This window comes from Corynebacterium sp. CCUG 71335 (assembly GCF_024454075.1).
GTDB classification, from domain to species: Bacteria; Actinomycetota; Actinomycetes; order Mycobacteriales; family Mycobacteriaceae; genus Corynebacterium; species Corynebacterium genitalium.
In genome coordinates this window covers 57,152-81,852 of sequence record NZ_JAGPYY010000004.1, presented here as the reverse complement: position 1 = coordinate 81,852, position 24,701 = coordinate 57,152, and the positions used below count along the sequence as shown (strand labels likewise).

At 64.5% G+C, this 24,701-nt stretch carries 23 protein-coding genes; 4 read left to right on the top strand and 19 right to left on the bottom strand.

Features of this window, described 5'->3' with window-relative positions; all coding sequences use genetic code 11:
* The 9 genes from ribH to KBX19_RS04280 are packed head-to-tail and all read right to left on the bottom strand — an operon-like array spanning nucleotide 1 to nucleotide 9,044.
* The gene (gene ribH / locus KBX19_RS04320; RefSeq protein WP_255997617.1) at nucleotides 1-492 is read right to left on the bottom strand and encodes a 6,7-dimethyl-8-ribityllumazine synthase; all 492 of its coding nucleotides are present in this window, start codon (nucleotides 490-492) and stop codon (nucleotides 1-3) included.
* A 40-nt stretch (nucleotides 493-532) separates the two neighbouring features.
* Nucleotides 533-1,789 (bottom strand): bifunctional 3,4-dihydroxy-2-butanone-4-phosphate synthase/GTP cyclohydrolase II, encoded by a 1,257-nt coding sequence (locus tag KBX19_RS04315; RefSeq protein WP_255995354.1) that lies wholly within the window; start codon nucleotides 1,787-1,789, stop codon nucleotides 533-535.
* A 5-nt stretch (nucleotides 1,790-1,794) separates the two neighbouring features.
* Nucleotides 1,795-2,388 carry a riboflavin synthase gene (locus KBX19_RS04310; RefSeq protein ID WP_255997615.1) on the bottom strand — a complete coding sequence of 198 codons (594 nt, stop codon included), beginning with the start codon at nucleotides 2,386-2,388 and terminating at the stop codon, nucleotides 1,795-1,797.
* The gene (ribD, locus tag KBX19_RS04305) at nucleotides 2,388-3,473 is read right to left on the bottom strand and encodes a bifunctional diaminohydroxyphosphoribosylaminopyrimidine deaminase/5-amino-6-(5-phosphoribosylamino)uracil reductase RibD (protein ID WP_255997614.1); all 1,086 of its coding nucleotides are present in this window, start codon (nucleotides 3,471-3,473) and stop codon (nucleotides 2,388-2,390) included. The genes KBX19_RS04310 and ribD overlap by 1 nt, the downstream gene beginning before the upstream one ends.
* Nucleotides 3,470-4,141 carry a ribulose-phosphate 3-epimerase gene (gene rpe, locus KBX19_RS04300; RefSeq protein WP_255995351.1) on the bottom strand — a complete coding sequence of 224 codons (672 nt, stop codon included), beginning with the start codon at nucleotides 4,139-4,141 and terminating at the stop codon, nucleotides 3,470-3,472. The genes ribD and rpe overlap by 4 nt, the downstream gene beginning before the upstream one ends.
* Complete coding sequence (locus KBX19_RS04295; protein WP_255995350.1) at nucleotides 4,138-5,598, bottom strand: transcription antitermination factor NusB; 1,461 nt, start codon at nucleotides 5,596-5,598, stop codon at nucleotides 4,138-4,140. The genes rpe and KBX19_RS04295 overlap by 4 nt, the downstream gene beginning before the upstream one ends.
* Nucleotides 5,595-6,542 (bottom strand): methionyl-tRNA formyltransferase, encoded by a 948-nt coding sequence (gene fmt / locus KBX19_RS04290; protein ID WP_255997613.1) that lies wholly within the window; start codon nucleotides 6,540-6,542, stop codon nucleotides 5,595-5,597. Before fmt ends, KBX19_RS04295 begins: the two co-directional genes overlap by 4 nt.
* Entirely contained in the window at nucleotides 6,539-7,069 is a 531-nt protein-coding gene (gene def, locus KBX19_RS04285; RefSeq protein WP_255995348.1) for a peptide deformylase, read from the bottom strand. The genes fmt and def overlap by 4 nt, the downstream gene beginning before the upstream one ends.
* 10 nt (nucleotides 7,070-7,079) lie before the next feature.
* The gene (locus tag KBX19_RS04280; RefSeq protein ID WP_255997611.1) at nucleotides 7,080-9,044 is read right to left on the bottom strand and encodes a primosomal protein N'; all 1,965 of its coding nucleotides are present in this window, start codon (nucleotides 9,042-9,044) and stop codon (nucleotides 7,080-7,082) included.
* Between the two features lie 112 nt (nucleotides 9,045-9,156).
* On the opposite strand from KBX19_RS04280, the gene KBX19_RS04275 reads away from it, so the two are divergent.
* From KBX19_RS04275 to KBX19_RS04265, 3 genes are read left to right on the top strand one after another with little or no spacing between them, the layout of a single operon-like run.
* The gene (locus tag KBX19_RS04275; RefSeq protein WP_255997609.1) at nucleotides 9,157-9,972 is read left to right on the top strand and encodes a polysaccharide deacetylase family protein; all 816 of its coding nucleotides are present in this window, start codon (nucleotides 9,157-9,159) and stop codon (nucleotides 9,970-9,972) included.
* 44 nt (nucleotides 9,973-10,016) lie between these two features.
* Entirely contained in the window at nucleotides 10,017-10,358 is a 342-nt protein-coding gene (locus KBX19_RS04270; RefSeq protein ID WP_255997607.1) for a hypothetical protein, read from the top strand.
* A 3-nt stretch (nucleotides 10,359-10,361) separates the two neighbouring features.
* Complete coding sequence (locus KBX19_RS04265; protein ID WP_255997606.1) at nucleotides 10,362-11,222, top strand: hypothetical protein; 861 nt, start codon at nucleotides 10,362-10,364, stop codon at nucleotides 11,220-11,222.
* On the opposite strand, the gene metK is transcribed toward KBX19_RS04265, so the two are convergent.
* The 4 genes from metK to KBX19_RS04245 form a co-directional block, all read right to left on the bottom strand.
* Nucleotides 11,219-12,427 (bottom strand): methionine adenosyltransferase, encoded by a 1,209-nt coding sequence (gene metK, locus KBX19_RS04260; RefSeq protein ID WP_255997605.1) that lies wholly within the window; start codon nucleotides 12,425-12,427, stop codon nucleotides 11,219-11,221. The genes KBX19_RS04265 and metK overlap by 4 nt on opposite strands.
* Before the next feature lie 25 nt (nucleotides 12,428-12,452).
* Entirely contained in the window at nucleotides 12,453-13,691 is a 1,239-nt protein-coding gene (gene coaBC / locus KBX19_RS04255; RefSeq protein WP_255997604.1) for a bifunctional phosphopantothenoylcysteine decarboxylase/phosphopantothenate--cysteine ligase CoaBC, read from the bottom strand.
* 95 nt (nucleotides 13,692-13,786) lie between these two features.
* On the bottom strand, nucleotides 13,787-15,262 hold the full coding sequence (locus KBX19_RS04250) for a hypothetical protein (RefSeq protein ID WP_255997709.1): 1,476 nt from the start codon (nucleotides 15,260-15,262) through the stop codon (nucleotides 13,787-13,789).
* 289 nt (nucleotides 15,263-15,551) lie between these two features.
* On the bottom strand, nucleotides 15,552-16,172 hold the full coding sequence (locus KBX19_RS04245) for a DUF3558 family protein (RefSeq protein WP_255997603.1): 621 nt from the start codon (nucleotides 16,170-16,172) through the stop codon (nucleotides 15,552-15,554).
* Nucleotides 16,173-16,590: 418 nt separating this feature from the next.
* Between KBX19_RS04245 and KBX19_RS04240 the strand changes: the two genes are divergently transcribed.
* Nucleotides 16,591-17,727 (top strand): HNH endonuclease signature motif containing protein, encoded by a 1,137-nt coding sequence (locus KBX19_RS04240; protein ID WP_255997601.1) that lies wholly within the window; start codon nucleotides 16,591-16,593, stop codon nucleotides 17,725-17,727.
* Between the two features lie 130 nt (nucleotides 17,728-17,857).
* Here KBX19_RS04240 and rpoZ read toward each other — a convergent pair whose 3' ends face one another.
* The 6 genes from rpoZ to carA all read right to left on the bottom strand — a co-directional run bounded on the left by rpoZ (nucleotide 17,858) and on the right by carA (nucleotide 24,686).
* A complete protein-coding gene (gene rpoZ / locus KBX19_RS04235) occupies nucleotides 17,858-18,148 on the bottom strand; it encodes a DNA-directed RNA polymerase subunit omega (RefSeq protein ID WP_255997600.1) in 291 nt (96 codons plus the stop codon).
* A gap of 8 nt (nucleotides 18,149-18,156) precedes the next feature.
* Nucleotides 18,157-18,747 carry a guanylate kinase gene (gmk, locus tag KBX19_RS04230; RefSeq protein WP_040423680.1) on the bottom strand — a complete coding sequence of 197 codons (591 nt, stop codon included), beginning with the start codon at nucleotides 18,745-18,747 and terminating at the stop codon, nucleotides 18,157-18,159.
* A gap of 10 nt (nucleotides 18,748-18,757) precedes the next feature.
* Nucleotides 18,758-19,078, bottom strand: a complete 321-nt coding sequence (gene mihF, locus KBX19_RS04225; RefSeq protein WP_255997598.1) for an integration host factor, actinobacterial type — start codon at nucleotides 19,076-19,078, stop codon at nucleotides 18,758-18,760.
* Nucleotides 19,079-19,317: 239 nt separating this feature from the next.
* Complete coding sequence (gene pyrF, locus KBX19_RS04220) at nucleotides 19,318-20,130, bottom strand: orotidine-5'-phosphate decarboxylase (RefSeq protein ID WP_255997597.1); 813 nt, start codon at nucleotides 20,128-20,130, stop codon at nucleotides 19,318-19,320.
* The gene (gene carB / locus KBX19_RS04215; RefSeq protein WP_255997596.1) at nucleotides 20,130-23,498 is read right to left on the bottom strand and encodes a carbamoyl-phosphate synthase large subunit; all 3,369 of its coding nucleotides are present in this window, start codon (nucleotides 23,496-23,498) and stop codon (nucleotides 20,130-20,132) included. Before carB ends, pyrF begins: the two co-directional genes overlap by 1 nt.
* On the bottom strand, nucleotides 23,499-24,686 hold the full coding sequence (carA, locus tag KBX19_RS04210) for a glutamine-hydrolyzing carbamoyl-phosphate synthase small subunit (protein WP_255997594.1): 1,188 nt from the start codon (nucleotides 24,684-24,686) through the stop codon (nucleotides 23,499-23,501). It abuts the gene before it with no gap.
* Nucleotides 24,687-24,701 lie beyond the last annotated feature (15 nt).

Below are 24,701 nucleotides of genomic sequence, written 5' to 3'. Positions count from 1 at the left end.
CTAGTCGCGGGCCAAAAGCGGGAATGTGCGCACCTGCGCCAGCGTCTTAGCTGCACCGAGCGCCGCAGCAACAGCTTCTGCGCCCTTGTCTTCCTTCGCGCCTTTGCCGCCGGCGCGGTCAAGTGCTTGCTGCTCATTGTCGACGGTGAGCACGCCGCTGCCCACAGGCACTTCCTCATCGAGCGCCACCCGGGTGAGGCCCTCCGTCACGGAATCGCAGACATAATCGAAGTGGGCCGTTTCACCGCGGATGACGCAGCCGAGGGCGACGACGGCGTCGAAACGCTTCGCGCACGCCTGCACGACAACCGGCAGCTCCAGCGCGCCAGCGACAGAAAAGACTTCGACCTTCGCACCAGCGTCGCGTGCGGCGGTCACGGCGCGGTCACGCAGCTTATCGACGATGCCTGCGTTCCACTTCGTCACCACCACCGCCACCGACATTCCCTCGGCATTCAACTGTGCGAGCTGGGGCGCTCCGGTCGTAGCCATACGGTTTCTTTCCCTTCTTTTACCCGTGTGAAGCAGAGCTTCACACACCGTGCGTGCGTTCCCATTCGGTGACCAGCGGCAGGTCATGGCCCATCCGGTCGCGCTTTGTGCGCAGGTAATAGATGTTGTCGTGGGAGGGGGCGATTTCAATGCGGGTGCGCCCGGCAATGACAGGTCCAAAACCGCTCAAGGCCTCCACCTTGTCCGGGTTGTTGGACAGCACCTCCGCCGAGGCTACGCCGAGATCGGCGAGGATGTGGCCGGCAACGGAGTATTCCCGCGCGTCGATCGGCAAACCCTGCTCCAAGTTCGCATCGACGGTATCGAGCCCGTCGTCCTGCAGACGGTAGGCCTGCAGTTTAGCCACCAGTCCGATGCCGCGGCCCTCATGCCCGCGCACGTACACGATCACACCGCGCCCGGCGGCTTGGATCCGGCGCATGGACTCGTGCAGCTGCGGGCCGCAGTCGCAACGTGTCGAGGAGAACACATCCCCCGTCAGGCACTCCGAGTGGACACGGACCAACACATCGTCGTCCCCGCCCGCCTCGGTGACGTCGCCGACGACGAGGGCGACGTGCTCGGTGCCGTCGACAAGCGCGCGGTAACCGTACGCCGTGAACACGCCGTAATCGGTGGGCAATGTTGTCGTAGCTGCTCGCTCGACCATTGGCTCGGTGCGGCGACGGTGCTGGATGAGCTGCGCGATCGAGATCATTGGTAGGCCGTGCTCGTCGGCGAAGCGGCGGAGTTCAGGCCCGCGCGCCATGTCGGTCGGGTCGTCTTCGGACACGATCTCGCACAGCACGCCCACCGGCGCACAGCCGGCCATGCGGGAAAGATCGACAGCGGCCTCGGTGTGCCCGTCGCGGGCGAGCACCCCGCCAGCGCGGGCACGCAACGGAACAATGTGACCGGGTCGGGTGAACGCCTCCGGGCCAAAGCTCGGGTCGGCGAGCCGGCGGATCGTCTCCGCACGCGAGCGGGCTGAAATCCCCGTCGTTCCCGTCGCCGCATCCACGGTCACGGCATAGGCCGTGCCGCGTGCGTCTTCGTTCTGCGCCACCATCGGCGGCAGGTTCAGTTCACTGGCGCGGGAGTCCTCCATGGACACGCAGATGTAGCCGGAGGAATAGCGCACCATGAACGCAACGAGCTCAGGCGTCGCGTGATCTGCTGCGAAGATGAGGTCACCCTCGTTCTCACGGTCTTCATCGTCGACAACCACGACCGCCCCACCGCGGGCGATGGCTGCCACGGCGTGATCAATAGAATCCAGTCGCAGGGTGTCGCTCATGGGGACTAATGGTAGCCCGCCACCATTTTTTCGACGTATTTGGCCACCACGTCAACTTCCATATTCACCGGCTCGCCGACGGCCAACTCACCGAATGTCGTTTCAGCCAACGTCGTCGGGATGAGCGAGACCTCCACGTAGTCCGCGCTTACCGCAGAGACTGTCAGCGAGGTGCCGTTGAGCGCGATCGAGCCCTTCTCCACGACGTAGCGCGCGAGCTGCTCCGGCAGCGAGAAACGCAGCACGTCCCAGTGCTCTGAACTTTCACGGGAGATGAGCTCGCCGACACCGTCGACATGCCCCTGCACGATGTGGCCACCCATTCGCGCCCCCGCCGCCAGGGCTCGCTCGAGGTTGACGTTCGAGCCGACCTCGTAGCTGCCCAAGCGGGAGCGGTTCAGCGTTTCCTGCATGACGTCGGCGGTGAACACGCCACCTGCAGCCTCCACGACCGTTAGACACACGCCGTCGACGGCGATCGAGTCGCCCGGCTGGGCATCAGCAGTGACTTTCGGTCCGCGCACCGTGAGTCGCACGGCCTCATCGAGCCGCTCCAGCTTCTCGACGCTTCCCACTTCCTCCACCAGGCCCGTGAACATCAAGTCTCCTCTTCCTCGCACTCTTCGCAACGGCGAAGCGCAATGAGCACGTCGTCGTTGCTGGTGTAGTCGACGTAGTCGATCTCATAGCGTTGCGCCTGCGCAAGCGTGCCCACCAATGGTCCATCGATCATGCTGCGTCCAGCCCCGAAAAGCATCGGGGCGACGTATGCGTGAATCGCGTCGACGACGCCGAGCTCGAACACGCTGCGCATAAGCGTCGGCCCGCCTTCTACGATGACGTGCCGCGCCCCGGTCTCCCACAACGCGTCGAGCGCCTCCTGCGGGGTGGCGTACTGCTCGAACCCAAGCCGGGTCAGGTTGCCCTCCGGTACCTCACGCGTGCCGACGACCACCCTGCGCGGCTGCCTCTCCGCTAACGTTCCGTCAGCTTTCCGGGCAGTCAACGACGGGTTATCAGCCAGGGCCGTTCCGGTGCCGATGATGATCGCGTCCACCCGCGAGCGATCCTCATGGACCCACTCGCGGGTGATCGGACCGGTGATCCACTGGCTCGACCCATCCGGCGCAGCCACGAACCCGTCAAGGGTAGCGGCGAACTTGGCGGTGACCGACACCCGGCCGTGGCGCACCGCCGTCAACCATGGCGCAAGTCCGGTCACGTCGTAGGTCTTGTGGTGCACTTCCACCCCGTGCCGGCGCAGGTACTCGGCACCGCCGGATGCCTCCGAATGCGGATCCGGCTCGATGTAGACGACTTTGGCGATACCGGCCGCCACGATCGCTTCCGCACACGGCCCTGTCCGCCCGGTGTGGTTGCACGGTTCAAGGGTGACCAGCATGCACGCGCCCCTCAGCCCGTCATCCCCGACCTTTTCACGCGCCGCGTCGAGGGCGACGATCTCCGCGTGCCGTCCGCCGACAGGTTCGGTTCCCCCGGTGGCGATGATCTCCGGCTCGGCCTGGTCCCAGTCGTCCACGATCACCGGCTCAACCTCGCGGTAGATGACGCACCCGACAGGCGGGTTGGGGCTCGTCGTGCCCCGCACTTCAGCACCGGCGTCGAGCGCTTCCCACAGCGCTGTTTCTTCCTGTTCGGTGAATGTGTGGGTGTAGTGCCTCATACAGCATCCGCCGGGCGGGCCTCGGTCGCCAACCCGCGCAGCTTCTCCACTGCCTCTGCCGGGTCGTGCGCGCCGAACACCGCCGATCCCGCGACGAAAGACTCCACGCCAGCCTCAGCGGCTTGCTTGATGGTGGATTCGCCGATGCCGCCGTCGATGCCAATGATCGTCGATAAGCCAGCGTTTGCGATGTGCTCGCGTAACGTGACCACCTTGTTTAAGACCTCCGGCATGAATTTTTGGCCGCCGAAACCGGGCTCGACGCTCATAATCATGACTTCCTCGAAGTGCTCGAGGTCGCCGAGATACGGCTCGATCGGCGTGCCGGGCTTGATCGCGAATCCAGCCTCGACGCCCAAGTCATGCAGCTTCTTTGCTGCGTTGATGTGGTCGTTCGTTGCCTCGATGTGGAAGACGAGACGGTCGCCGCCAGCATCGATGTAGGTCTCGAACCAGCGCTCCGGCTCCTCGATCATCATGTGGATGTCCAGGAACTGGTCGGTGACGCGGTTGACGGCCTTGGTCACGTCCGGCCCGAATGACAGGTTAGGCACGAAGTGGCCGTCCATGATGTCCACGTGGATCAAGTCGGCGGTGGGTACCTTTTCCACGTCCGCGCCGAGCGCGGCGTAATCGGCGGCCAGGATCGACGGGGCGATGTAGATCATGACTTCATCTTACGGAGAACGGACAGAAACATAGCGTCCGTGCCGTGCCGGTGCGGCCACATTTGTGCGCTGAGGTGCTCACCAAGCTCGCCCATCTCCGGAAGGAACTCGCGTGCGTCCAGCTCTTCAACGTCCCCCTTCGCCAGTTGCTTCTCGACGATCCCCCGCGTCTCCCGCGCATCCGGCGAACACGTGGAATACACCACCACACCACCGGGCTTGGCCAGATTCACGGCGGAGGCGAGCAGCTCTTCCTGCAGCGTGTTCAACTCAGCAATGTCGTCTTCGCTCTTGCGCCACCGGGCTTCAGGGCGGCGGCGCAGGGCACCTAGGCCGGAGCACGGGGCGTCCACAAGCACGCGGTCAAAGCCCGCCTCGAGACCGGGATTGCGCCCGTCGGCGACGTGGACCGTCACCGGCAAGCCTTCGGTGCTCTTGCGGATCAACTCAGCGCGGGTCTCCCCGATCTCCACCGCATCGACCGTTGCGCCGTCGATCGCGGCGATGGAGCCCATGAGCGCGGCCTTGCCGCCTGGGCCTGCGCACAGATCCAGCCAACGGCCGTGGTCGCCGCCGTCAGCCTCGACGGGCACTTCGGTCACCGCGCGGGCGATGAGCTGCGAACCCTCGTCTTGCACCGCCGCCATGCGGTCGCGCACCGGTTCGAGTGATCCTGGGTCACCGCCGTCGAGGTAGACAGCGTAGGGGCTGTAGCGCCCCTCCTCGCCACCGGTGACCAGTGCGAGCTCCTCCGCGCTCATCTCCCCCGGCCGCGCAACGAGATGCACTTTCGGCCGCTCCGAATCAGCTTTGAGCACCGCTTCCAATTCTTCTGCGGGTAACACCCGCGCGAACGAGCGCGCGATCCATTCCGGGTGCGCGGTGCGAAACGCGGTCGCCGCCGGCTCGTCGGACGGCGCGAGCTTATCCATCCATTCATGCGCCGACGTGCGCGCGACAGTGCGCAAGATGCCGTTGACAAAGCCCTTCGCCTTGCCTTGGCCTGCGGCCTCCGCGAGGCGCACTGAGGTGTCGACGGCAGCGTGGTCATCCACCCGCGTCATCAGCAGCTGGTAGGTGCCCAATCGCAACGCCGTCAACACGGCTGGGTCGAGCTCAGTCAGGGGACGCGACGAGCATTCCGCGATGACCGCGTCGAGGACCCCCAGCGTCCGCAACGTGCCGTAGGCCAGCTCGGTGGCAAAAGCAGCATCGCGGCCTTTGACTTTGCGTTCACGGAGGATTTGCGGCAGGACCAGGTTGCCGAACGCGTCCTCCGTCTCCACGCGCAGCACCGCGTCGAACGCGGCCTCGCGTGCAGCGTCGCCAATGCGCGAGTGCGCCTGCGGCCGCTTCTGCGTGTTGTGCCTTTGCTTCGGCTTTCCCTGCCTGGACTGGGACTGCCCTGGCTTGCCCTGCTGCGCGCTCTTCGTGCGCGACCGGAATCCGCCGCTCACTCGAAGACCACCTCCGCACCAGCTCCAGACCTGTCTTCAGAGCCGGAGGTGTGGAGGCCGCGGGCCCAGTCGGTGGCCCGCATCATCTTCTTTCCCGGGGGCTGGATCATGCCCAGCACAACGGACCCGTCGCCGGTGCCAACACGCACTTCGTCCTTGGAAATGGCCACATGCCCCGGCGCGAGTTGCTCGTGGGAGGGGGTGATGGGGCCGACTTTGTAGCGGGCGTCGCCAAGCGTTGTCCACGCTCCGGGGCCCGGTGTGTGGGCGCGAACGGCGCGGTCAATCTCCGCCGCGGAGGACTGCCAGTCAATGCGGGCATCATCTTTCGTGATCTTCGGCGCGTAGGTCGCCTCCCCCTCCTGCGGGGTGAATATCGCGGTGCCGGATTCCAGGTCATCCATGGTGCGGACAAGCAGGTCAGCACCGTCATAGGCCAGGCGCGTCAGCAGGTCATCCGCCGTGTCGGTGGCGCGGATTTCTTCTCGCTGTTGACCGATGATGTCGCCGGTGTCCAAGCCCTGGTCGATCCGGAACGTCGTGGCGCCGCTGAATTCGTCGCCGTGGAGAATCCCCGCCTGCACGGGGGCGGCCCCGCGCCACTGCGGCAGCAGCGAAAAGTGCAGGTTGATCCAGCCGTGGCGGGGAATGGTCAGAAAGTCCTCTGGGATGAGATTGCCGTAGGCGACAACGGGGATAGCGTCAGGGGCCAGCTCCGTCAGTCGGGCATGCGCCTCCTCGTTATCGCGAAGCGTCTCTGGGGTGAGCACCTCGATGCCGTGCTCCATAGCCAGCGCCTTGACCGGCGACGGATGCAGGGTGCGGCCGCGGCCCTTCTTCGCGTCCGGGCGGGTGAGCACTGCGACGACCTCGTGATCGGAGGCGATGAGCTTCTGCAGTGCGACGACGGCCGGTTCGGGTGTGCCTGCGAAAATCAATCTCATGCCCTGTCTCCTTCCTCAACCAGCTCCCCCTGTGCCTGGTACCAATCCGCACCGCGGATAACCGCCATGGCTTCCTTGCGCACCTCCGGCTCCAAACGCCGCAGGAACAGCACCCCGTCCAGGTGGTCTGTTTCGTGCTGGATGCAGCGCGCCAGCAAGCCGTTGCCGCGGATTGCCACCGGACGGCCGAACTCATCTTGGCCGCGAGCGATGACGTTCTCGTGCCGCTCCACCTCAGCCTGAATGCCCGGGATGGACAAACAGCCCTCTGGGCCGATCTGCACGTAGTCGTCGATCGGCTCCCACACCGGATTGATCAGGGCGCCGCGCATGCCGTTGCAGTCGTAGACAAAAATGCGCTTGGTCAGCCCGATCTGGTTGGCAGCCAAGCCCACGCCGCCGGCGGCATCCATCGTCTCCAGCATGTCACTGACCAGCGTGCGTAGCGCTTCGTCGAACGTGTCGATGCGGGTGGCTTCGGAATTGAGCACCGGATCCCCGAAGATCCTGATGGGGCGAACTGTCATGGGCGCGAGTCTAACCAATGTCCATCGGATTGATGGTGATGCGCAGCGGCGCCTCCTGTTTGCGGGTGGCGCGGTTCACGTTCGCCGCCCGCAGCGCCTTGCCCAGCGCAGTGCGCGTCGACAGCGGGGCGCGGATGAGCACGCGCTGTTGATAGGTCTCGTCACCAAGGTCAACCGGGCCGAGCACCTCCGCGTGCGGCGGCAAATCGATGTGCGCCAGGAAATCCGTCAGCGACTCCCTAGGCGAATCCACCGCCGCCATGTGCACCGCGGGCGGGAACCGCACCTCACGCCGCGCTTCCAGCTCGTGGGCCGCATATCCGGGCGCATCCCAGCGGATGAGGTGCTGGACGACGGGCAGCGCGGGGTCTGCGACAACGACAACGTCGCCTTGCTTATCGACGAGCCCCGCCGCCCCCATCCACTTCGCCAACGCCTCCTCACTCGCCCGCATGTCCGGGCGGCCGAGCAACGCCCACGTATCTAACAGGACAGCGGCACCATAACCTCCGCTGGCGCGTGGTTCTGCCCCCGGCGTGGCGACGACGATGGCGGGCCCGCCCGGCACCTCCTTGAGAATCTTCTCTCCCCAGGACATGATCACCTTGGCCGGTGCGAAGGCGCGGCCGAGTTCTTCCGCGGTGCGCTGCGTTCCCAGCACGACGGCCCTCAGGCGGTGCGAGCCGCACACGGGGCACACGTACGACGAGTCCATCCGCCCACACCAGCGGCATGTCGGTGCGGCGGCTTCCCCGCCACTGGGCAGGCCCAGCGGTCCGTTGCACGCGCGGCAGCGAGCTGGTTCGCGGCAATTTCCGCACGCCAAGGACTGCACATACCCGGTGCGCGGTACTTGGAACAACACCGGCTTGTCGGCGGCCAGCGCCTTGCGTGCGGCCTCGAACGCGACAGACGGGATGCGGGCAGCGGCCGCGCGCGGGTCTTTCTCCAACGCGAAGTCGCTGTCGCCAGCAGCGTGAATGAACGGCGACCGAGCCCGCACCGTCGCACGCGGCGCCACCAAGTCGTGCGCCCACCCGGATTCCACAAGCAACTGCGTCTCCGCCGTGCGTGCGTGGCCACCGATGATGAGCGAGGCCTTCTCGATCGCTGAGCGCGTAGTCAGCACCTCTCGCGCGTGGGTGTACGGGGCGCGCGGGTCGACGAGAGAATCGTCGCCGTCGAACATCACGACGGCTAGTTGCAGCTTTTCGACGGGCGCGAACCCCGCCGACCGCGTCCCCACCACAATCCGGCCCTGCCCATGCAGCACCGACAGGAACCGGCTGTACCGGGCCTGGGGGCCGAGCGAAGCCGTGAGCGTGGTGATCTGCCGCGGCCCCACCAGCTCGCGCAGGGCTGCATCGACCGTGTCCACGTCCGTCTGGTCGGGCACGACAATGAGGACTCCCCCGCCGTCCTTCGCCACCTTCGTGGCCAGCGCCGCCAGCGCGGCAGCCCAATCGTCGCCAGGCGCAATCTGCCAGGCCGCCCGCGCGAGTGTTCCGCCGATGACGGCATCAACAAAGGATTCCCCGTGCTCGTAGGCGCTCCAGGCGCTCAAGTCCGGCTCGGCTGCCTCGCCCAGCTCTTCCCACGCTGTGGTGGTGTCCGTTTCCTCGGCTTTGGTGTGGCGCGGCGGGATAGCGGTGCGGATGAGGTCGGACCGGGTGGCGGCGTATCGGTCGGCTAATGCGTCGATAAGCAAGCGCATGCGCTCTGGATAAACCACCTCCGGGGAGACGACACGCCCAATGAACCGCAGTTTCCCCTCGTGATCGCTGGTGGCGGCGCGCTCGAGCACCAGCGCATCCACGAGCCGCCCCGCAAAACGAATGCGCACACGCACGCCCGGCTGCGCGGCTTCCGAGTCTGATTCGGCCACCAGGTAATCAAACGGCCGGTCCAAATGCGGCAAACCCAGAAGCGGCAAGACACGCGCAACAGGGTTGTCCGTGGCGAGCGTCTTAGGCATGCCCCACATCGTAGCTTGACCCCTGGACACCACCGACGCATACTCAATGCAGCTGTGTGCAGTGCGCATTCAGTTGCGCGCTGACTGTCTCTACCCTGTTGTGCCCCGGAACATGATGAAACGCTCTCTATTCTCCGTGCTTGCGGCTGCCGTCTGTGTAGTTCCCCTAGCGGCGCCTGCCGCCCCCGCAGCGGCTGACCCGAGCTCTGCTGACCCCGCGCTCACGCTCGACACCGAGACGCTGCAAACACCGTCGATGAGCGTCGTGCCAGAGCCATCCGGCGAGGCCATGCCGAAGCTCGATGTCCCGTCGGAGGACTGCTCCGACTGCGTGGCGGTCACGTTTGATGACGGCCCTTCCGACGAGACCGTCCGCCTGCTCAACATTCTGCGCGACATGGACGCCAAGGCCAGCTTCTTTGTCATCGGGACGGGTGCCGAACTACGACCCGGCATATTGCGCCGCATGCTCAACGACAAGCACACCATCGCCAACCACTCGCGCAACCACCCGCCGCTGTCCACGCTCGCCGACGCTGGCATTATGAACGAGCTCGACGTGACCAACGCCGACATCAAGGATGCCGTGTTCTGGGGTCCGCGCTGGCTGCGCCCGCCCTATGGCGACATGGACGCCCGTGTGGCCTCCATCGCCGGCAGCCGCGGTCTCTCGCTGGCAATGTGGGATGTGGACACCAACGACTGGCAGCACCACAACGCAGCAACGTCGTGCGATATCGCCGTCGGTCAATCCCAGCCTGGCTCGATCATTCTGCTGCACGACATCCACACAGAAAGCGTCGACGCCGTCCCGTGCATCATTGACGGGCTGCGCGCGAAAGGCCTGCGCCCTGTCAGCCTCGACGAGATGATTCCCGAGCCGGAAGCCGGCAGGACCTACACCAACAAATTCACCCCCGCGTCTTAGGCACCTTCACGCCCGGCCCCCGGCAGCGCCTAGAGTGTGAGGCCATGGACGAAGAGAGAACTGGCTGGACTAAAGCGACCCCCTACATCGTGATGGCCGCCTACGTGGTGGGGCCGCTCGTGCTCATTCCCCTCGGCAGCGTCGCGCTCGTCATTGCGTTCATCTTCGCCACCGCCGCCATCGCCGGGCTTATCGACGGCTACACCCACCGGTTCACGTGGTCGCTGCCCTTCTTCACCGGCGCGGGCTTCGCCATCGCCAAGATCCTCTACTTCAACGACGGGACCTTCATATACGCGTTCGGGTGTTTCCTCCTCACCGCGGCGGCTGCGGCGATTGGCGCGACGCTGTCACCAAAGGCGCCTGCGCGCCCCGAGGAGGCTTAACCCATGGAAACGTGGAGTTTGCGCCACCCCGAATACGGCCTCATTGAGGTCCGCGCCGGTTTCGACCAGGAGTTCCGGGACATCCACTCCGATTGGCCCAGCAGCAGTGACGACGAAAAGAGCGGCGGCACGCAGCTCACCGCAGACTCGTCGCTCGTTGAGCGCGCCCAATCGAGGTTCCGCAATCCGCGCACCCGCGTCGAAGTGCTTGTCGACGGCCGCCCCCAACACCGCTTCGAGCAACTCGAATCCGACCGCTTTCACCTATTCGTCCGCGCTCCCTCCCAAGGCGCGCCAGACGAACTGCGCCCCATGGCGACCCTCGGTGTCGACCGCAGCAAACCCAACCTGAAGGTCGTTGTGAGCCCCTTCAGGGAGATCCTGCAAATCGACTTCCGCGAGGGCGACACAGTTGTGGAGTTCGATCCGCCACCGGGGAGCCGGGGTGAGAAACGTCGTCAAGCGATGGAGTCGAGCGACCTGAAGCGCACCGCAATCCCTATCCTCGAGGGGCTGGGCAAAGGTGGCTGGGCTCTGCTGATCCTGCTGCTCGGGCCCCTGCTGGCGCGGCTGCTTCCGGACTGGGAGATACCAGACATCACCCTGCCTTCGCCGCCGCATATGGATCTACCGGTGCCGAACCTGCCGCAGATGAACCTGCCGACCTTCGACCTCTCGCTGGATATCCCGGACCTGCCGGAGCTGCCCGAATGGGTGAAAGTGGTCATCGAGCACAGCAATATTTGGCTGCCGATCGTCGTCGGCATCGTGGTGGGCATTGTCGCGTTGCGCAACCACCGGAAATCGGAGGCGCAGAAGCGGCAATGGGGCGAAACCCGCGACGAGCGCGAACCGCGCGACTAGATTCCGGCGGCGGCCTTCAGGTCGTCGACCTTGTCCAGCGCCTCCCACGGGAAGTCCACGTCGGTGCGGCCGAAGTGGCCATACGCCGCCGTCGGCGCGTAGATCGGGCGCAGCAGGTCGAGCTCGCGGATGATCGCCGCGGGGCGCAGGTCGAAGACCTTTTCCACAGCCTGCTGAATAGACTCACTGGTCTGTCCTTCAGCTGCGGTGCCGAAGGTCTCCACGTAGAGACCCACCGGCGTCGCCCGGCCAATCGCGTAGGCGACCTGGACCTCGACGCGTTTGGCCAGGCCTGCGGCGACAATGTTCTTGGCCACCCAACGCATCGCGTACGCCGCAGAACGATCCACCTTCGACGGATCTTTGCCGGAGAACGCGCCGCCGCCGTGGCGGGCCATGCCACCGTAGGTGTCCACGATGATCTTTCGGCCGGTCAGCCCCGCATCCCCCATCGGTCCGCCGAGCACGAAGGATCCCGACGGGTTGACCAGCAGCTTCGTCTCGTCGGTTAAGAAGTCTTCCAGGCCCGCTTCCCGGAGGACGTGCTCGAGGACGTGGGTGCGCAGTGCGTCGACAAGCTCCTGGCCCGTGAAGTCCGGATCGTGTTGCGTAGAGATGACCACAGTGTCCAGGTAGACGGGTGTGTCACCGTCGTAGGCGTAGGTGGCCTGCGTCTTGCCGTCCGGGCGCAAGCCGCGCACAATGCCGTCCTTGCGCACCTGCGTCAGGCGGCGCGACAGGCGGTGGGCCGTGGAGATCGGCAGCGGCATGAACTCGGGCGTCTCGTCGGTGGCGTAGCCGAACATGAGGCCCTGGTCGCCGGCACCGGCCTTGTCCTCCGCTTCGGTCGACTCGTTGGAGCGAACCTCGAGTGAATCCGTCACGCCGTCGGAAATCTCCGCGGATTGGTCACCGATCGCGATGTTCACGCCGCAGGTGCGACCGTCGAATCCGACCTCCGAAGAGGTGAATCCGATCTCGACGAGTTTGTCGCGCACCAGCTTCGCAATGTTCGAGTAGGCCTGGGTGGTCACCTCGCCCACCACGTGCACCTGGCCGGTGGTCACGAGCGTTTCCACCGCCACACGCGAATGCGGGTCCTGGGCGAGCATGTCGTCGAGAATGGTGTCAGAAATGGCGTCACAAATCTTGTCCGGGTGGCCCTCGGTCACGGACTCGCTGGTGAAAAGGCGGTGGAAGGTCATGGTGCCCAAGAATAGACCAAGCGGTCTAATTGGGCAACAGCTTCTCTATCGCGTCCCAAATACCGGCCGCCACCTCGTGCTTTGTGCCGTCGGCGACCTCCTCAACGCCGCCGTCCTTCGACAGCAGCCAGCCGCTGTTGCGCTTCTCACCGAACACTTTGCCGCCACTGACGTCATTGACCATGAGCATGTCCGCGCCCTTGCGCGCGAGTTTCGCCTTGCCGTGCTCGAGCGGGGTGTCTGTCTCCGCCGCGAATCCCACGATCGTCGCAGGCACGTGCTTGTCGACGAGCCCCTTCAAAATGTCCGGGTTCTCCACCAACTTCACGGTGCTGAGCGAGTCGTCCGCCTGGCCCTTCTTCAGCTTGCTGGTCGCCTCTTCCTCTGGGCGGTAATCGGCAACGGCGGCGGCCATGATGACGATGTCTGCGCCTTCCGCCGCGTCATTGACCGCCTGTTCCATGTCACGGGTGGAGCGCACCCTGACGATGTTCGCGCCCGGTGGGGTGAACAGCTCATCCGTGGCACCGGCGACGATCGTGACGTCCGCCCCACGGTGTACAGCGATGTCCGCGAGCGCAAACCCCTGGCGCCCCGAGGACCGGTTACCGATGAAGCGCACGGGATCAATATTCTCCTGCGTTCCGCCGGCGCTGATGACGACCTTCTTGCCCTCCAGCGAGCGCTCAAACCGCCCCCGCTTGACGACGGTGCGCGCCATCTCCGCAATCTGCTCCGCCTCCAACATGCGACCCGCACCAGTGTCCGTGCCCGTCAGCCGGCCGTGGGCAGGTTCGAGCACGATCACGCCGCGGCGGCGCAGCGTTGCAACGTTGTCGCGCGTAGCCGGGTTCTCCCACATCTCCGTGTGCATTGCCGGGGCGAGCACCACCGGACACGTGGCGACGAGCACAGTTGCCGTCAACAGATCATCCGCCCTGCCTGCCGCGATGCGCGCGATGGTGTCCGCTGTCGCCGGGGCGATGACAATGAGGTCGGCCTCCTTGCCCACGCGGACGTGCTGGACCTCATCCACCTTCGCGAACACGCCCGTATCCACCGGGTTGCCCGAAAGAGCCTCGAACGTAGCGGCGCCGACGAAGTTCAGTGCGGCCGGGGTAGGCACGACGCGCACGCTATGCCCCGCTTCGGTGAACTCGCGGACGAGGTGGCACGCCTTATAGGCCGCAATGCCTCCGGCAACACCAACGACGACATTGAGGGGCGTGTGCTCAAAGGTCATATCTGCAGACTGGTCGCTCATGTGGTCCGAGCTTACCTGCAGTAGCGGCCATAATCTGGTCGCTCCTCCCGCACTGCCCGGCCGCAACTATCCGCCTGGCCACAGCCCGGTCGCGGCTATCTGCGCGGTTCGCGCACCCACGCGCCGATCACACCCGGCACCACTTCGGGTGCCTCGCCGAGCAGCGCCTTAAGGTTGCCTTCGCGCTCGACAGCAGACGTGACCGCCTGCACCCGGCCCTTCTTGCCCTTCCGGCCGCGGTTGGCTCCACCGCCGTAGGCCCCCGGCACACCCGCAGCACCACCACGTGCTGCTTGGTTGCCCTGACCGCCAATGAAGGTGTTCGACCCCGCGCCGCCAGCACCCGCACCTGCTCCTGCGCCCGGTCCAGCGCCCACACCGGGGCCAAGACCTCCCGCTCCGGCACCCGCACCTGCTCCCAGGCCTCCCGCACCGGAGCCCGATCCGGCACCAAGCCCGCCTGCGCCTGCTCCGGCTCCAAAGCCGCCAGTGCCGAAGCCGCCAGCACCCATGCGGCCGAGTCCACCTGTCCCCCGGGCTCCGCCAGTGCCTGCTCCTGTGCCGGCCCCCGCGCCAGCGAACGGCGCGCCACCAAAGCCTGACGCAGCAGCTGCCGACCCGCCGCCGGCACGGCCCGGATTCCCCATCGGTGCCACTGCCAAGCCAGGCCCGCCACCAGTCATTGCGCCACCGACTGGTGCCGACAAGCTACCCGGCAAAGAAGCCCCAGCGCCCGCCGGCAGAGGCGGAAGTGAAGGCGCTGCCGCACTCGCCGCCTGGGTCGGAGTCGCACCGGCAGCGATAGATTGCAACATGTCGGGGTTGGGGCGGCCGACTTGAGAGATGACCTCGGCTGGCGTTGTAGCACGGGCAAGTTCACCGTAGCCGGCGTCCGCAAACGCGTCCTGCATCACCTTGGGCAGCGGAATCGACTCGAAAGCACGACCGGCCTGAACGTCCGGCGCCGTCACCCCGGAACCGCCACCGCTTGGAGAATCCAAAGGCAAGAGCAGTTGCGTAAAGCTGGGGGTTACCGGCACCAATTCGGCCGTCAGTTTCGGGGAGAATGTTTCAAGAAACGTCTCTTCGAACGCCTTTGCCAGGCCTGGACTCCCTGACGCCCTCATCACCGCTAACGCCGACGCCGTTTGAAGTGAATTGGATTCCGTCACAAGAACAAGGTCTGCAGTATGCGCAGCCAATATCCCCGCCTTGGCCGAATACGCGGTGCCGGCGATTTCCACAGAACTGAGATGAGACATGGCGCGCTGGATTGCGGGAGTCTCCGACGACGATGCCAGCAGACTGAGCGCCTGCGGAATAGCGCTCACAGCGTCCCCGACGGATGTGGCTGTACCGAGCCAGTTCTCCGAGATACCCGTCATCGAACCAACATCCGTCGCGATGAGCTGGCCAAATAGGGTCTCCAGACTGAAGGGACGTCCAGCAAAAGGGTTCAAAGCCGCGAACAGGCTCGTAGTCGGCTTAGCAACGGTGAGCGAATCGATCTTCTCCTCCGTGCGCGCACGCGCTGCACCGCCATCGACCTGGTCGAACGCAGTGGCGTTCATTAAGTCCATGTTTCGAAACGCAGCCGAGTTGAACCGCAATATGTCCGCAGCGTTTTTAAGGAGCTCAGCCAAAGCCTTAGTAGCCTCCGGTTCACTGACGGAACTGATATCCATGTGCATAGAGCCCGCACTGTCAAGCCCTGAGACCTGCGAGTAAGCCCCCGCACCGCCGAAGCCGAACCCGATTTTGCTACTAACTAAACCGCTACTAGCATCCCGCAGTACGCCAGACGCCTGGTCTATGGACCCCGCATCCCAGTTCAAACCCATAAAGCTCCCCCAAAAGCTGTCAAACGATCTTGTAAAGGCTTTCCATGATGTCTACGGCTTTCGCACACAGAGCATCGTAATCCGTTTCCTCGAGACCTACCCCGACGATTGCTCCAAGTTGCCCGCGCTCAGTGTCCACCGCGGCCACGCAACTCAGACCTGCGCGTTCCCGGCCCCGGTAGGTGAATAGACCAGGTACGACATCCGAGACACCAACTGCGGAATCCACCCCGCTTGCTTCCAACTCCTTCAAAGAAACTGGAATTGTTCCCAGTGCATAACCGTTCATTGAATCCGAGCTTGTCATTGGGCAACTTAGGCCTTCAACGTCACGCAGATTCTGAGTTTGCCCCGTTGATTTGAATCCGATTTTTGCAAACTCTTCAGCGGAAATCTCTTGGCAGGGGTCAAAGAGGTTATCTTTGATGTCTTCGTAAACGAAGTCCCCTAGCTCAAGAGTTCCGCTCCGGAAGTGGAACGCTGGGCGTTCCACTTCCGGTTCCCCTGTGGCCGGTAAACCGCCCTCGGTCTGGTTGTCTCCCTGGGCTGGTATGCCCAAGTTCTGAACTTCCAAACCGCAGCCAGCTAGAGTTAGCGCCAACATAACCCCAATGACGATGGAGAACCCCCGATCTCTCATTTCCCCCGTCCTTTCCCAGCGCGGCGGATCATCGTCGGTTAGTGCTGACTCTGGCTAGCTACCACCTCGGTGTTCAGACCCCTAGACCTAACCTTGGTGGTGAAAATGATCTTATCCGGTGCCGCAGGATGCGCGACCGGAAGCGCTCTGCATACGAATTTGATTGCTCAGGCAACCATCAGCTAATGGCAGGTGGGAACGCGTGTCGCATAACGGAAAACTCATCAAAACAAACAAAATCGGCGGCACCCCCAAATTAGGGTAACCAGCGTCTTGATTCGACATTTACGCTGGCTAGATGCACTTTCCGGGCGTGGAAGGAAGCTGCAACCTGCGATCCCTAACACCGTTTGCGTTGCACACTGTAGTGCGCAACGCACGCTTTACCGGGTCTTGAGGCGTCGTTAGCCTGAGAAACATGAACTTCACTTCGCTAATACAAGCTGTGGCAGAGGCACCGTTAGACGCCTTGTCGGGCTTCGACCGGTCTGCCGCGCTCGCTGCGGGCTTGTCCCCCGCGCGCGTTGGCGAATGGCAACTCGTCCACAGTGCGTACTTCGGGCCCACGCGCTCGACTCAAGCGGCCCGGGATCAACGTGACGCCGCTTCGGCGGCCCGCGAGGCTGCGATTAGCCTTGACATGCTCGCCGTGATTGAACGCAGCATCAGCCATCTGGAGTCGGACGCGCAGCGCGGGGAGTTCAGGGGGCGGTTGCTTAAAGCGTCGACAAGCGTGACGACGTGCCAAGCGCTGCGCAGCCTCGCCAAAAGCATCGTCCCAGCCAGAAAGCCGAGCCCGAACAAGTCCGTCCGCGTCAGCACGTCGTGCAACGGACTACGCACCGCGGTCATCACCGCATGCGAGCACGTCATGGCCGACCTCGAAGCCGCGCTGAGAGCAGATATCGACGCCGATCACCCCGCCGGGCCCCAGATGGCCGCCGCCTTCGAGGAGCTCATGCGCAGCGGTGCGGGTGTTCCTCACGCAGCGCCCCGACCGTTGATTCTCGTGCCAGCCCCTGAGCTGTCACGCATCATCGCAGGTGAAGGGGATGAGGTCGTGCTTGGGCTGACCGACGGCACCACGATCACCGGCGCCGATTTCCTGGCCTCCTACTTCGCCAACGGCGTGCACGGCCTCGAAGTCGCGTTGTTCCACCCTACGGAGGGTCCAGTCAACCTCTACCGCAGCCGTCGTTTCGCCAGCCCGAAGCAACGCACGTTGGCCAAGGCGACGCAACCGATCTGCGCGAGCCCGGACTGCCGCATGCCGGCCGAGCACTGCGAGATCCACCATGTCGACCCGTGGAAGAACGGCGGGCCCACTAACATGAACAACCTCACCGTTTTGTGCAGCTACCACAATCGCATGAACGACGATGACGACCACATCCACAAACGCGGCCGCATCGCCATCAATAACGGGCGCCCCACCTGGGTCTCCCCGACTGGCCACCCGCGGGCGAATACACGCCACCCGTACGGCGCAATGACAACCCTTTTCGGTGAGATCCCCACACCGAAGCAACGATCCAGCCACGCAATGGCCAGATAAGCGCCACTCAACATGACCCGGTCCGCAGGGCGGTCGCCGGGCAGTTTGGCGCGCCCGGAATCGGACGAATATTAAAAGGCGCGAGCTCCGACATAAACGTCGATAAGCTCGCGCCTTGAAGCGTGGGTGCTTACTGGCCCTCTTCGTGCTCCAGCAAGCCTGCTTCGATCTCGCGGAGAGCGATGGACAGCGGCTTCTCGCCCTGCTGCGGGGTGACCAGGGGGCCGATGAACTCGAACACGCCCTCGTCCTGCTCCTGGTAGTAGCTGTTGATCTGGCGGGCGCGCTTAGCGGCGAAGATCACCAGGGCGTACTTGGAGGAGACTTTGGTCAGCAGTTCGTCGATAGGCGGGGCGGTAATGCCTTCGGGCGCGTCGTACACGTGCTCGTTGGCTTCTGCATTAGCTAGGTCGTTGGTCATGCTCACACCTATTCGTTGTTCGGACGGCGGACGCTCAAGAGAATATCATTGATCTCTTGGACCGCGTCATCCAGGTCATTGTTGATAATGACGTCGTCGAATTCGTCTTGGGCGGCGAGCTCAGCGCGAGCCGTTTCAAGTCGGCGCGCAATAACGTCATCGGACTCGGTGGCGCGGCCGGTAAGACGCTCGACGAGCACCTCCCAGGACGGGGGCGCCAGGAAGACGGTCACTGCCTCAGGCATGATCGCCTTGATGTTGCGGGCACCTTCCAGGTCGACTTCGACGAGAACCGGCCGGCCAGCCGCCAGCGCCTCGCGCACGGGCTGCGCCGGAGTGCCGGAACGTTGCAGGCCGCCGTGAATCTCAGCCCACTCGAGCATCTCGCCGGAGTCGATGCGGTTCTGGAATGCCTCCCGAGTGACAAAGAAGTAGTCCTTGCCGTCCACTTCCCCAGGGCGCGGGTCGCGGGTGGTCATAGAAACGGAGAAATATAGGTCCTCGACCGCCTCGCGCAGCCGCCGCACGATGGTTGACTTACCAACGGCGGAAGGGCCAGCCAAAACTACCAGCCGGCCCTTCCCGTTCACGTTTGTCACGGATTGTGCCTTAAGCGTCGAAGCCGAAGCGCTTGAGCAGAGCGCGGCGCTGACGGTCGCCGAGGCCGCGCAGACGGCGGGTCTGGGCGATCTCGAGTTCCTCCATGATCTCGCGAGCCTTGACCTTGCCCACCTTCGGCATTGCCTCGAGGAGTGCGGAGACCTTGGTCTTGCCGATGATCTCGTCGGACTCAGCCTTGTCCAGGACTTGCTTGAGGTCGGTGTCTCCACGCTTGAGGGATGCCTTGAGCTCGGCGCGCTGCTTGCGTGCCTCGGCAGCCTTAGCGAGTGCTTCCTGGCGCTGTTCCGGGGTCAGTTCGGGAAGGGCCACTGGGTTCCTCCATGTCTATTGGGGTCTGTTGGGTCTGGTGAAAACGGACCAGGGATGAACCTGTCCGGCGCCGACGCCGCGAATTACATCGCTGCAATCTGCCGACTTCGGGCAAGTGTATCACTGGGAATTTTCTGACGCGATCGACACGACTGCATTTTGCCATGTCAGCGCATGTGGCCGCGTCAACGCCTATAACCTACCAGCAGTTTTAGTTGAGCTGTTAACTAGGGTCGCCACTACGCGCGCCCCACCAGCGCTTTCGCACGTTTCCGCAGTTCAGAGGTGTCGGGTCCGGCGCTGAGAACCGAGCGGGAAACGTTGGGAAAGGCCAGGTTATCGCCGGCGATGCGGGTGACGTCGTCAAGCGTTGCGCCCTGCGCGCCGACGCCGGGCATGAGCACGGGAGCATTGAGTCCGTCAAGCACGGGAGGCTTTGCGACGGTCGCACCGACCACCACCCCGACGTGCCCGATGCGCATACCGCGGTTGTAGTCGGCGCACTCATCGACCATGGTCTGCGCGAGCGTCGTGCCGGTGCCGGACAGCGTTTGCGATTGCAGAGCTTCAGCTTCCGGATTCGAGTTCGCCGCCATGATGAACACGCCCCGGCCCTCACGCCCCGCCATCTCAATCGCTGGTGTGAGCGATCCGGCGCCGAGGTACGGGGTGAGTGTCACCGCGTCGGCCCGCAGCGGCGAGCGGTCGTCGAGCCAGGCGTAGGCGTAGCCCTCCATCGTCGAGCCAATGTCGCCGCGTTTCGCGTCGGCGCAGCTCAAGCTCTCGCTTTCGCGGATCTGCTCCAACGTCTCCTCGAGCACCGCGAACCCCGCGGCGCCGAAGCGCTCGAAAAAGGCGACTTGCGGCTTGATCAACGCGACGTGGCCGACGAAGGCGTCCACGCACCGGCGCGAGAACTCTCGCAGGCCGTCGACGTCGCAGCTCAAGCCCCAGTCACGCAGGAGCGACTCGTGCGGGTCGATGCCGACGCAGAGCCGACCGAAGTCGTCGCCTGCCGCGGCGAGCCGCTCACCAAAAGGTGCGCGCGCCACTACTTCGCCTCCGTAGTTGCGGGGGTGTGCTCGAGTTCTTGCAGGCTGGTCACGGTAATCTCGTTGGCGCGCAGAGCTTCGATGCCCTGGACCGCAGCGACGATGCCCTGCACGTTTGTCATCAGCGGCACGTTGCTGGTCACGGCGGCTGCGCGGATCTCGTAGCCGTCCTGGCGGGCGCTGCCGGAGCCGGCAGGGGTGTTGAGGATCATGTCGATCTCACCGTCGTAAATCCGGTCGACGATCGACTTGCCGTCGGCACCGTCACGCACCTCGGAGGCCTTCAGCGCGGTCTCGCAGTCAATCCCGTTGCGGCGCAGCATCTGGGCGGTACCGCCGGTGGCCACGATCCGGAAGCCCATCGTGAACAGGCGCTGGATGGGGAAGATCACCGCACGCTTGTCGCGGTTGGCCACCGACACAAACACCGTGCCCTCCTTCGGCAGCGCGCCGAAAGCAGCCGCCTCGGCCTTGGCGTAGGCCACACCGAAGCTGGGTGCCAGGCCCATGACCTCACCGGTGGACTTCATCTCCGGGCCAAGAGTGGTGTCCATGACCTTGCCCTCTGGGCTGCGGAATCGGGTGAACGGCAAGACTGCTTCCTTGACTGCGATCGGGTGCTCGAGTGGCAAGGACCCGCCGTCGTAGGTGCGGGGAAGCAGACCTTCGTCGATAAGCTCAGCGATGGTGGAGCCCATCATGATGCGCGAGGCAGCCTTCGCCATGTGCACGCCGGTCGCCTTGGAGACGAACGGGACCGTGCGCGACGCACGCGGGTTGGCCTCAATCACGTAGAGAATGTCGTCCTTCAGAGCGAACTGCACATTCATCAGACCCTTGACACCGATGCCTTCGGCGAGTGCGACGGCGGAGCGGCGGACCTTCTCAATGTCCTCCGGGCCGATCGTCATCGGCGGCAGCGCGCAGGCGGAGTCGCCGGAGTGAATGCCGGCTTCCTCAATGTGCTCCATGACGCCGCCGAGGTAAATGTCGGTGCCGTCGGACAGTACGTCGACGTCGATCTCGATCGCGCCCTCCAGGAAGCGGTCCACCAGCACCGGGTGATCCGGGGTCAGCTCAGTGGCACGGTTGATGTAGTCCTCCAGGCTGGCCTCGTCGTACACGATTTCCATGCCGCGGCCGCCGAGCACGTAGGACGGGCGGACCAGCACCGGGTAACCGATCGACCCAGCCACCGTACGCGCCTCCTCGAAGGAGGTCGCGGTGCCGAACGCCGGGGCGGGCAGCTTGCCGGCCTCGAGCACCTTGCCGAATTCGCCACGGTCTTCGGCCAGGTTGATGGCTTCGGGGGTAGTGCCCACGACCGGGACGCCGGCGGCGGCAAGCTTCTGCGCAAGGCCGAGCGGGGTCTGGCCACCGAGCTGAACAATCACGCCGGCGACAGTGCCGCTTTCCCGCTCCGCGCGGTAGATCTCCATGACGTCCTCGAACGTCAACGGTTCGAAGTAGAGGCGGTCGGCGGTGTCATAGTCCGTGGACACGGTCTCCGGGTTGCAGTTGACCATGACCGTTTCGTAGCCGACGCGCGAGAGCTCTAGTGCTGCGTGAACGCAGGAATAGTCGAACTCGATGCCCTGGCCAATGCGGTTCGGGCCGGAGCCCAAGATGATGACCTTCTCGCGGGAATTGTCGCCAGCGCCCGCGCCAGAAGACGAGACTTCGGACTCGGCGTTCGGGTCGTACTCGTACGCGGAGTAGAGGTACGGCGTCTGCGCCTCGAACTCGCCGGCGCAGGTGTCCACGGTCTTGTACACGGGGTGGACGCCCAGGGACCAGCGCAGGGAGCGCACGCCGTCTTCGCCGGCGAGCTCCGGGCGCAGGGCTGCGATCTGAGCGTCGGACAGCCCGTAGACCTTGGCCTCGCGCAGCAGCTCAGCGTCGAGCACGGGGGCGTCGATAAGCGTCTGCCGGAAGTCGACGAGCGCCTTGAGCTCGGCGAGGAACCACGGGTCGATGCTGGATGCTTCGTAGACCTGGTCGATGGAGGCGCCAAGCCGCAGCGCGAGTTCTGCGTCATAAAGGCGCTTATCGGTGGGCACGCGCAGGTCATCGAGCACCGCAGCGAGGTCGTTTTCGCGGCCTTCGGCGAAGTAAGCATCCGGGCGCGTCCAGAAACCGTTCGGCTTGTCCTCCATGGAGCGCATGACTTTGTTCAGGCCCTGGATGTAGTTGCGGCCGATGCCCATGGCCTCGCCGACCGCCTTCATGGAGGTGCCCAGCGTGTCATCGGCGCCGGGGAATTTCTCGAAGGCGAAACGCGGCATCTTCACGATCACGTAGTCGAGCGCGGGCTCGAACGCGGCCGGGGTGACGCCGGTGATGTCATTGGTGATCTCGTCGAGCGTGTAGCCGATGGCGAGCTTGGAGGCGATCTTCGCAATCGGGAAACCGGTCGCCTTTGACGCCAATGCCGAAGAACGGGACACACGCGGGTTCATCTCGATGGTGATGATGCGCCCGTCGACCGGGTTGACCGCGAACTGGATGTTGCAGCCGCCGGTATCCACGCCGACTTCGCGGATGATCGCGATGCCTTGGTCGCGCATCGTCTGGTACTCGCGGTCCGTCAACGTCAGCGCTGGAGCGACGGTGACAGAGTCGCCCGTGTGCACGCCGAGCGCGTCGACGTTCTCGATCGACGCGATGACCACAACGTTGTCATCGCCGTCGCGCATGAGCTCCAGCTCGAATTCTTTCCAGCCAAGGATGGACTCCTCGATCAAGACGTTCGCTTCCGGGGATGCTTCCAACCCGTCGCCGGCGATGCGCTCGAGGTCCTCCATGGTGAACGCCAGGCCAGAGCCGAGGCCGCCCATGGTGAACGACGGGCGGACGACGACGGGTAGACCCAGCTCAGCGACAGTGTCGCGGACCTCGTCCATGTTGAAGCAGACACGGGAGCGGGCGGACTCGCCGCCGATCTTCTCCACGATGTCCTTGAACATCTGGCGGTCTTCGCCGCGTTCGATCGCATCGATGTTGGCACCGATGAGCTCCACGCCGTGCTTGTCCAGGATGCCCTGGCGGTCCAGTTGAATCGCGGCGTTGAGCGCCGTTTGTCCACCGAGAGTCGCGAGAATCGCGTCGACGGGGTTGCCCTGCTCCGCCTCACGGGCGAGGATCATGTCGATGTACTCCGGCGTGATCGGCTCGACGTAGGTGTGGTCGGCGAACTCCGGGTCGGTCATGATCGTCGCCGGGTTGGAGTTGATCAGGGTGACGCGCAGGCCTTCTTCTTTGAGCACGCGGCAAGCCTGGGTGCCGGAGTAATCGAATTCGCAGGCCTGGCCGATGACGATCGGACCGGAGCCGATGACCAGGACGTGGTTGATGTCTTCGCGTTTCATTTAAGCATCCTTCCCATTGGCCGAGTGGTTCTCCATCAGGCCGATGAACTGGTCAAAAAGCGGGTTTGCGTCGTGCGGCCCGGCTGCGGACTCGGGGTGGTACTGCACGGAGTAGGCCATGCCGGTTTCCAGGGCGACGCCTTCGACGACGTCGTCGTTCAAGCAGGTGTGGGTGACCACGGCAGGGCCGAAGTCAGTGTCGAAGGTGCGGCCGTCCTTGACATCGTCTGCTGTGAATCCGTCCGGCATCTGCAAGGCAAAGCCGTGGTTCTGCGAGGTGATGTCGATCTTGCCGGTGACGTGGTTTTTCACCGGGATGTTCACACCCCGGTGGCCGAATTTGAGCTTGTAGGTCTCCAGTCCCAGCGCGCGGCCGAGGATCTGGTTGCCGAAGCAGATGCCGAACAGTGGAATGCCTTTCTCGATGACGCCGCGCGTGACGTCGACCATCGTGTCGGCAGTTGCCGGGTCGCCCGGGCCGTTGGAGATGAACACGCCGTCGGGGTTGTGGCCAAGTACCTCGTCGACCGGCGTGTTGGCCGGCACGACGACAGTCTCGATCCCGCGCTGCGCGAAATGCCGCGGCGTGGCGGTCTTAATTCCCATGTCATAGGCGACAACTGTGAAGCGCTTCTCCCCCTCCGCTGGGATGACATAGGTCTCGTCGGTGGAAACTTCGCCGGCGAGGTCGGCGCCTTCCATCGATGGTTGCTCGTTCACGCGCGCGACAAGCTTATCGACGGACTCACCTGCCTCCTCACCAAGGAAGATCCCAGCAGCAATCGAGCCGTAGTTGCGCAGGTGGCGCACCAGAGTGCGGGTATCCACACCGTAGATGCCGGGGATGTTCTGGGACTTCATCTCGTCGTCGAGGCTGCGTTGCGCGCGCCAGTTGCTCACGGTGCGCGACAGGTCACGGATGACCAAGCCGGCGACCCAGATCCGGTTGTCGTGGGATTCGTTGTCCTCGTCGTTCCAGCCGGTGTTGCCGATCTGCGGGGCGGCTGCTACGACAATCTGGCGGTGGTACGACGGGTCGGTCATGGTCTCTTGGTAGCCGGTCATGGCCGTGGTGAACACGGCTTCGCCGAAGACCGGGTTTGCGGCGTCGCTGGCACCGAAGGCGAAACCGGGGAAGGTCTTTCCGTCGGCAAGGACCAGCACGGCCGGGATGCGGGTGGTGCTCATTGTAGTGCTCCTTTT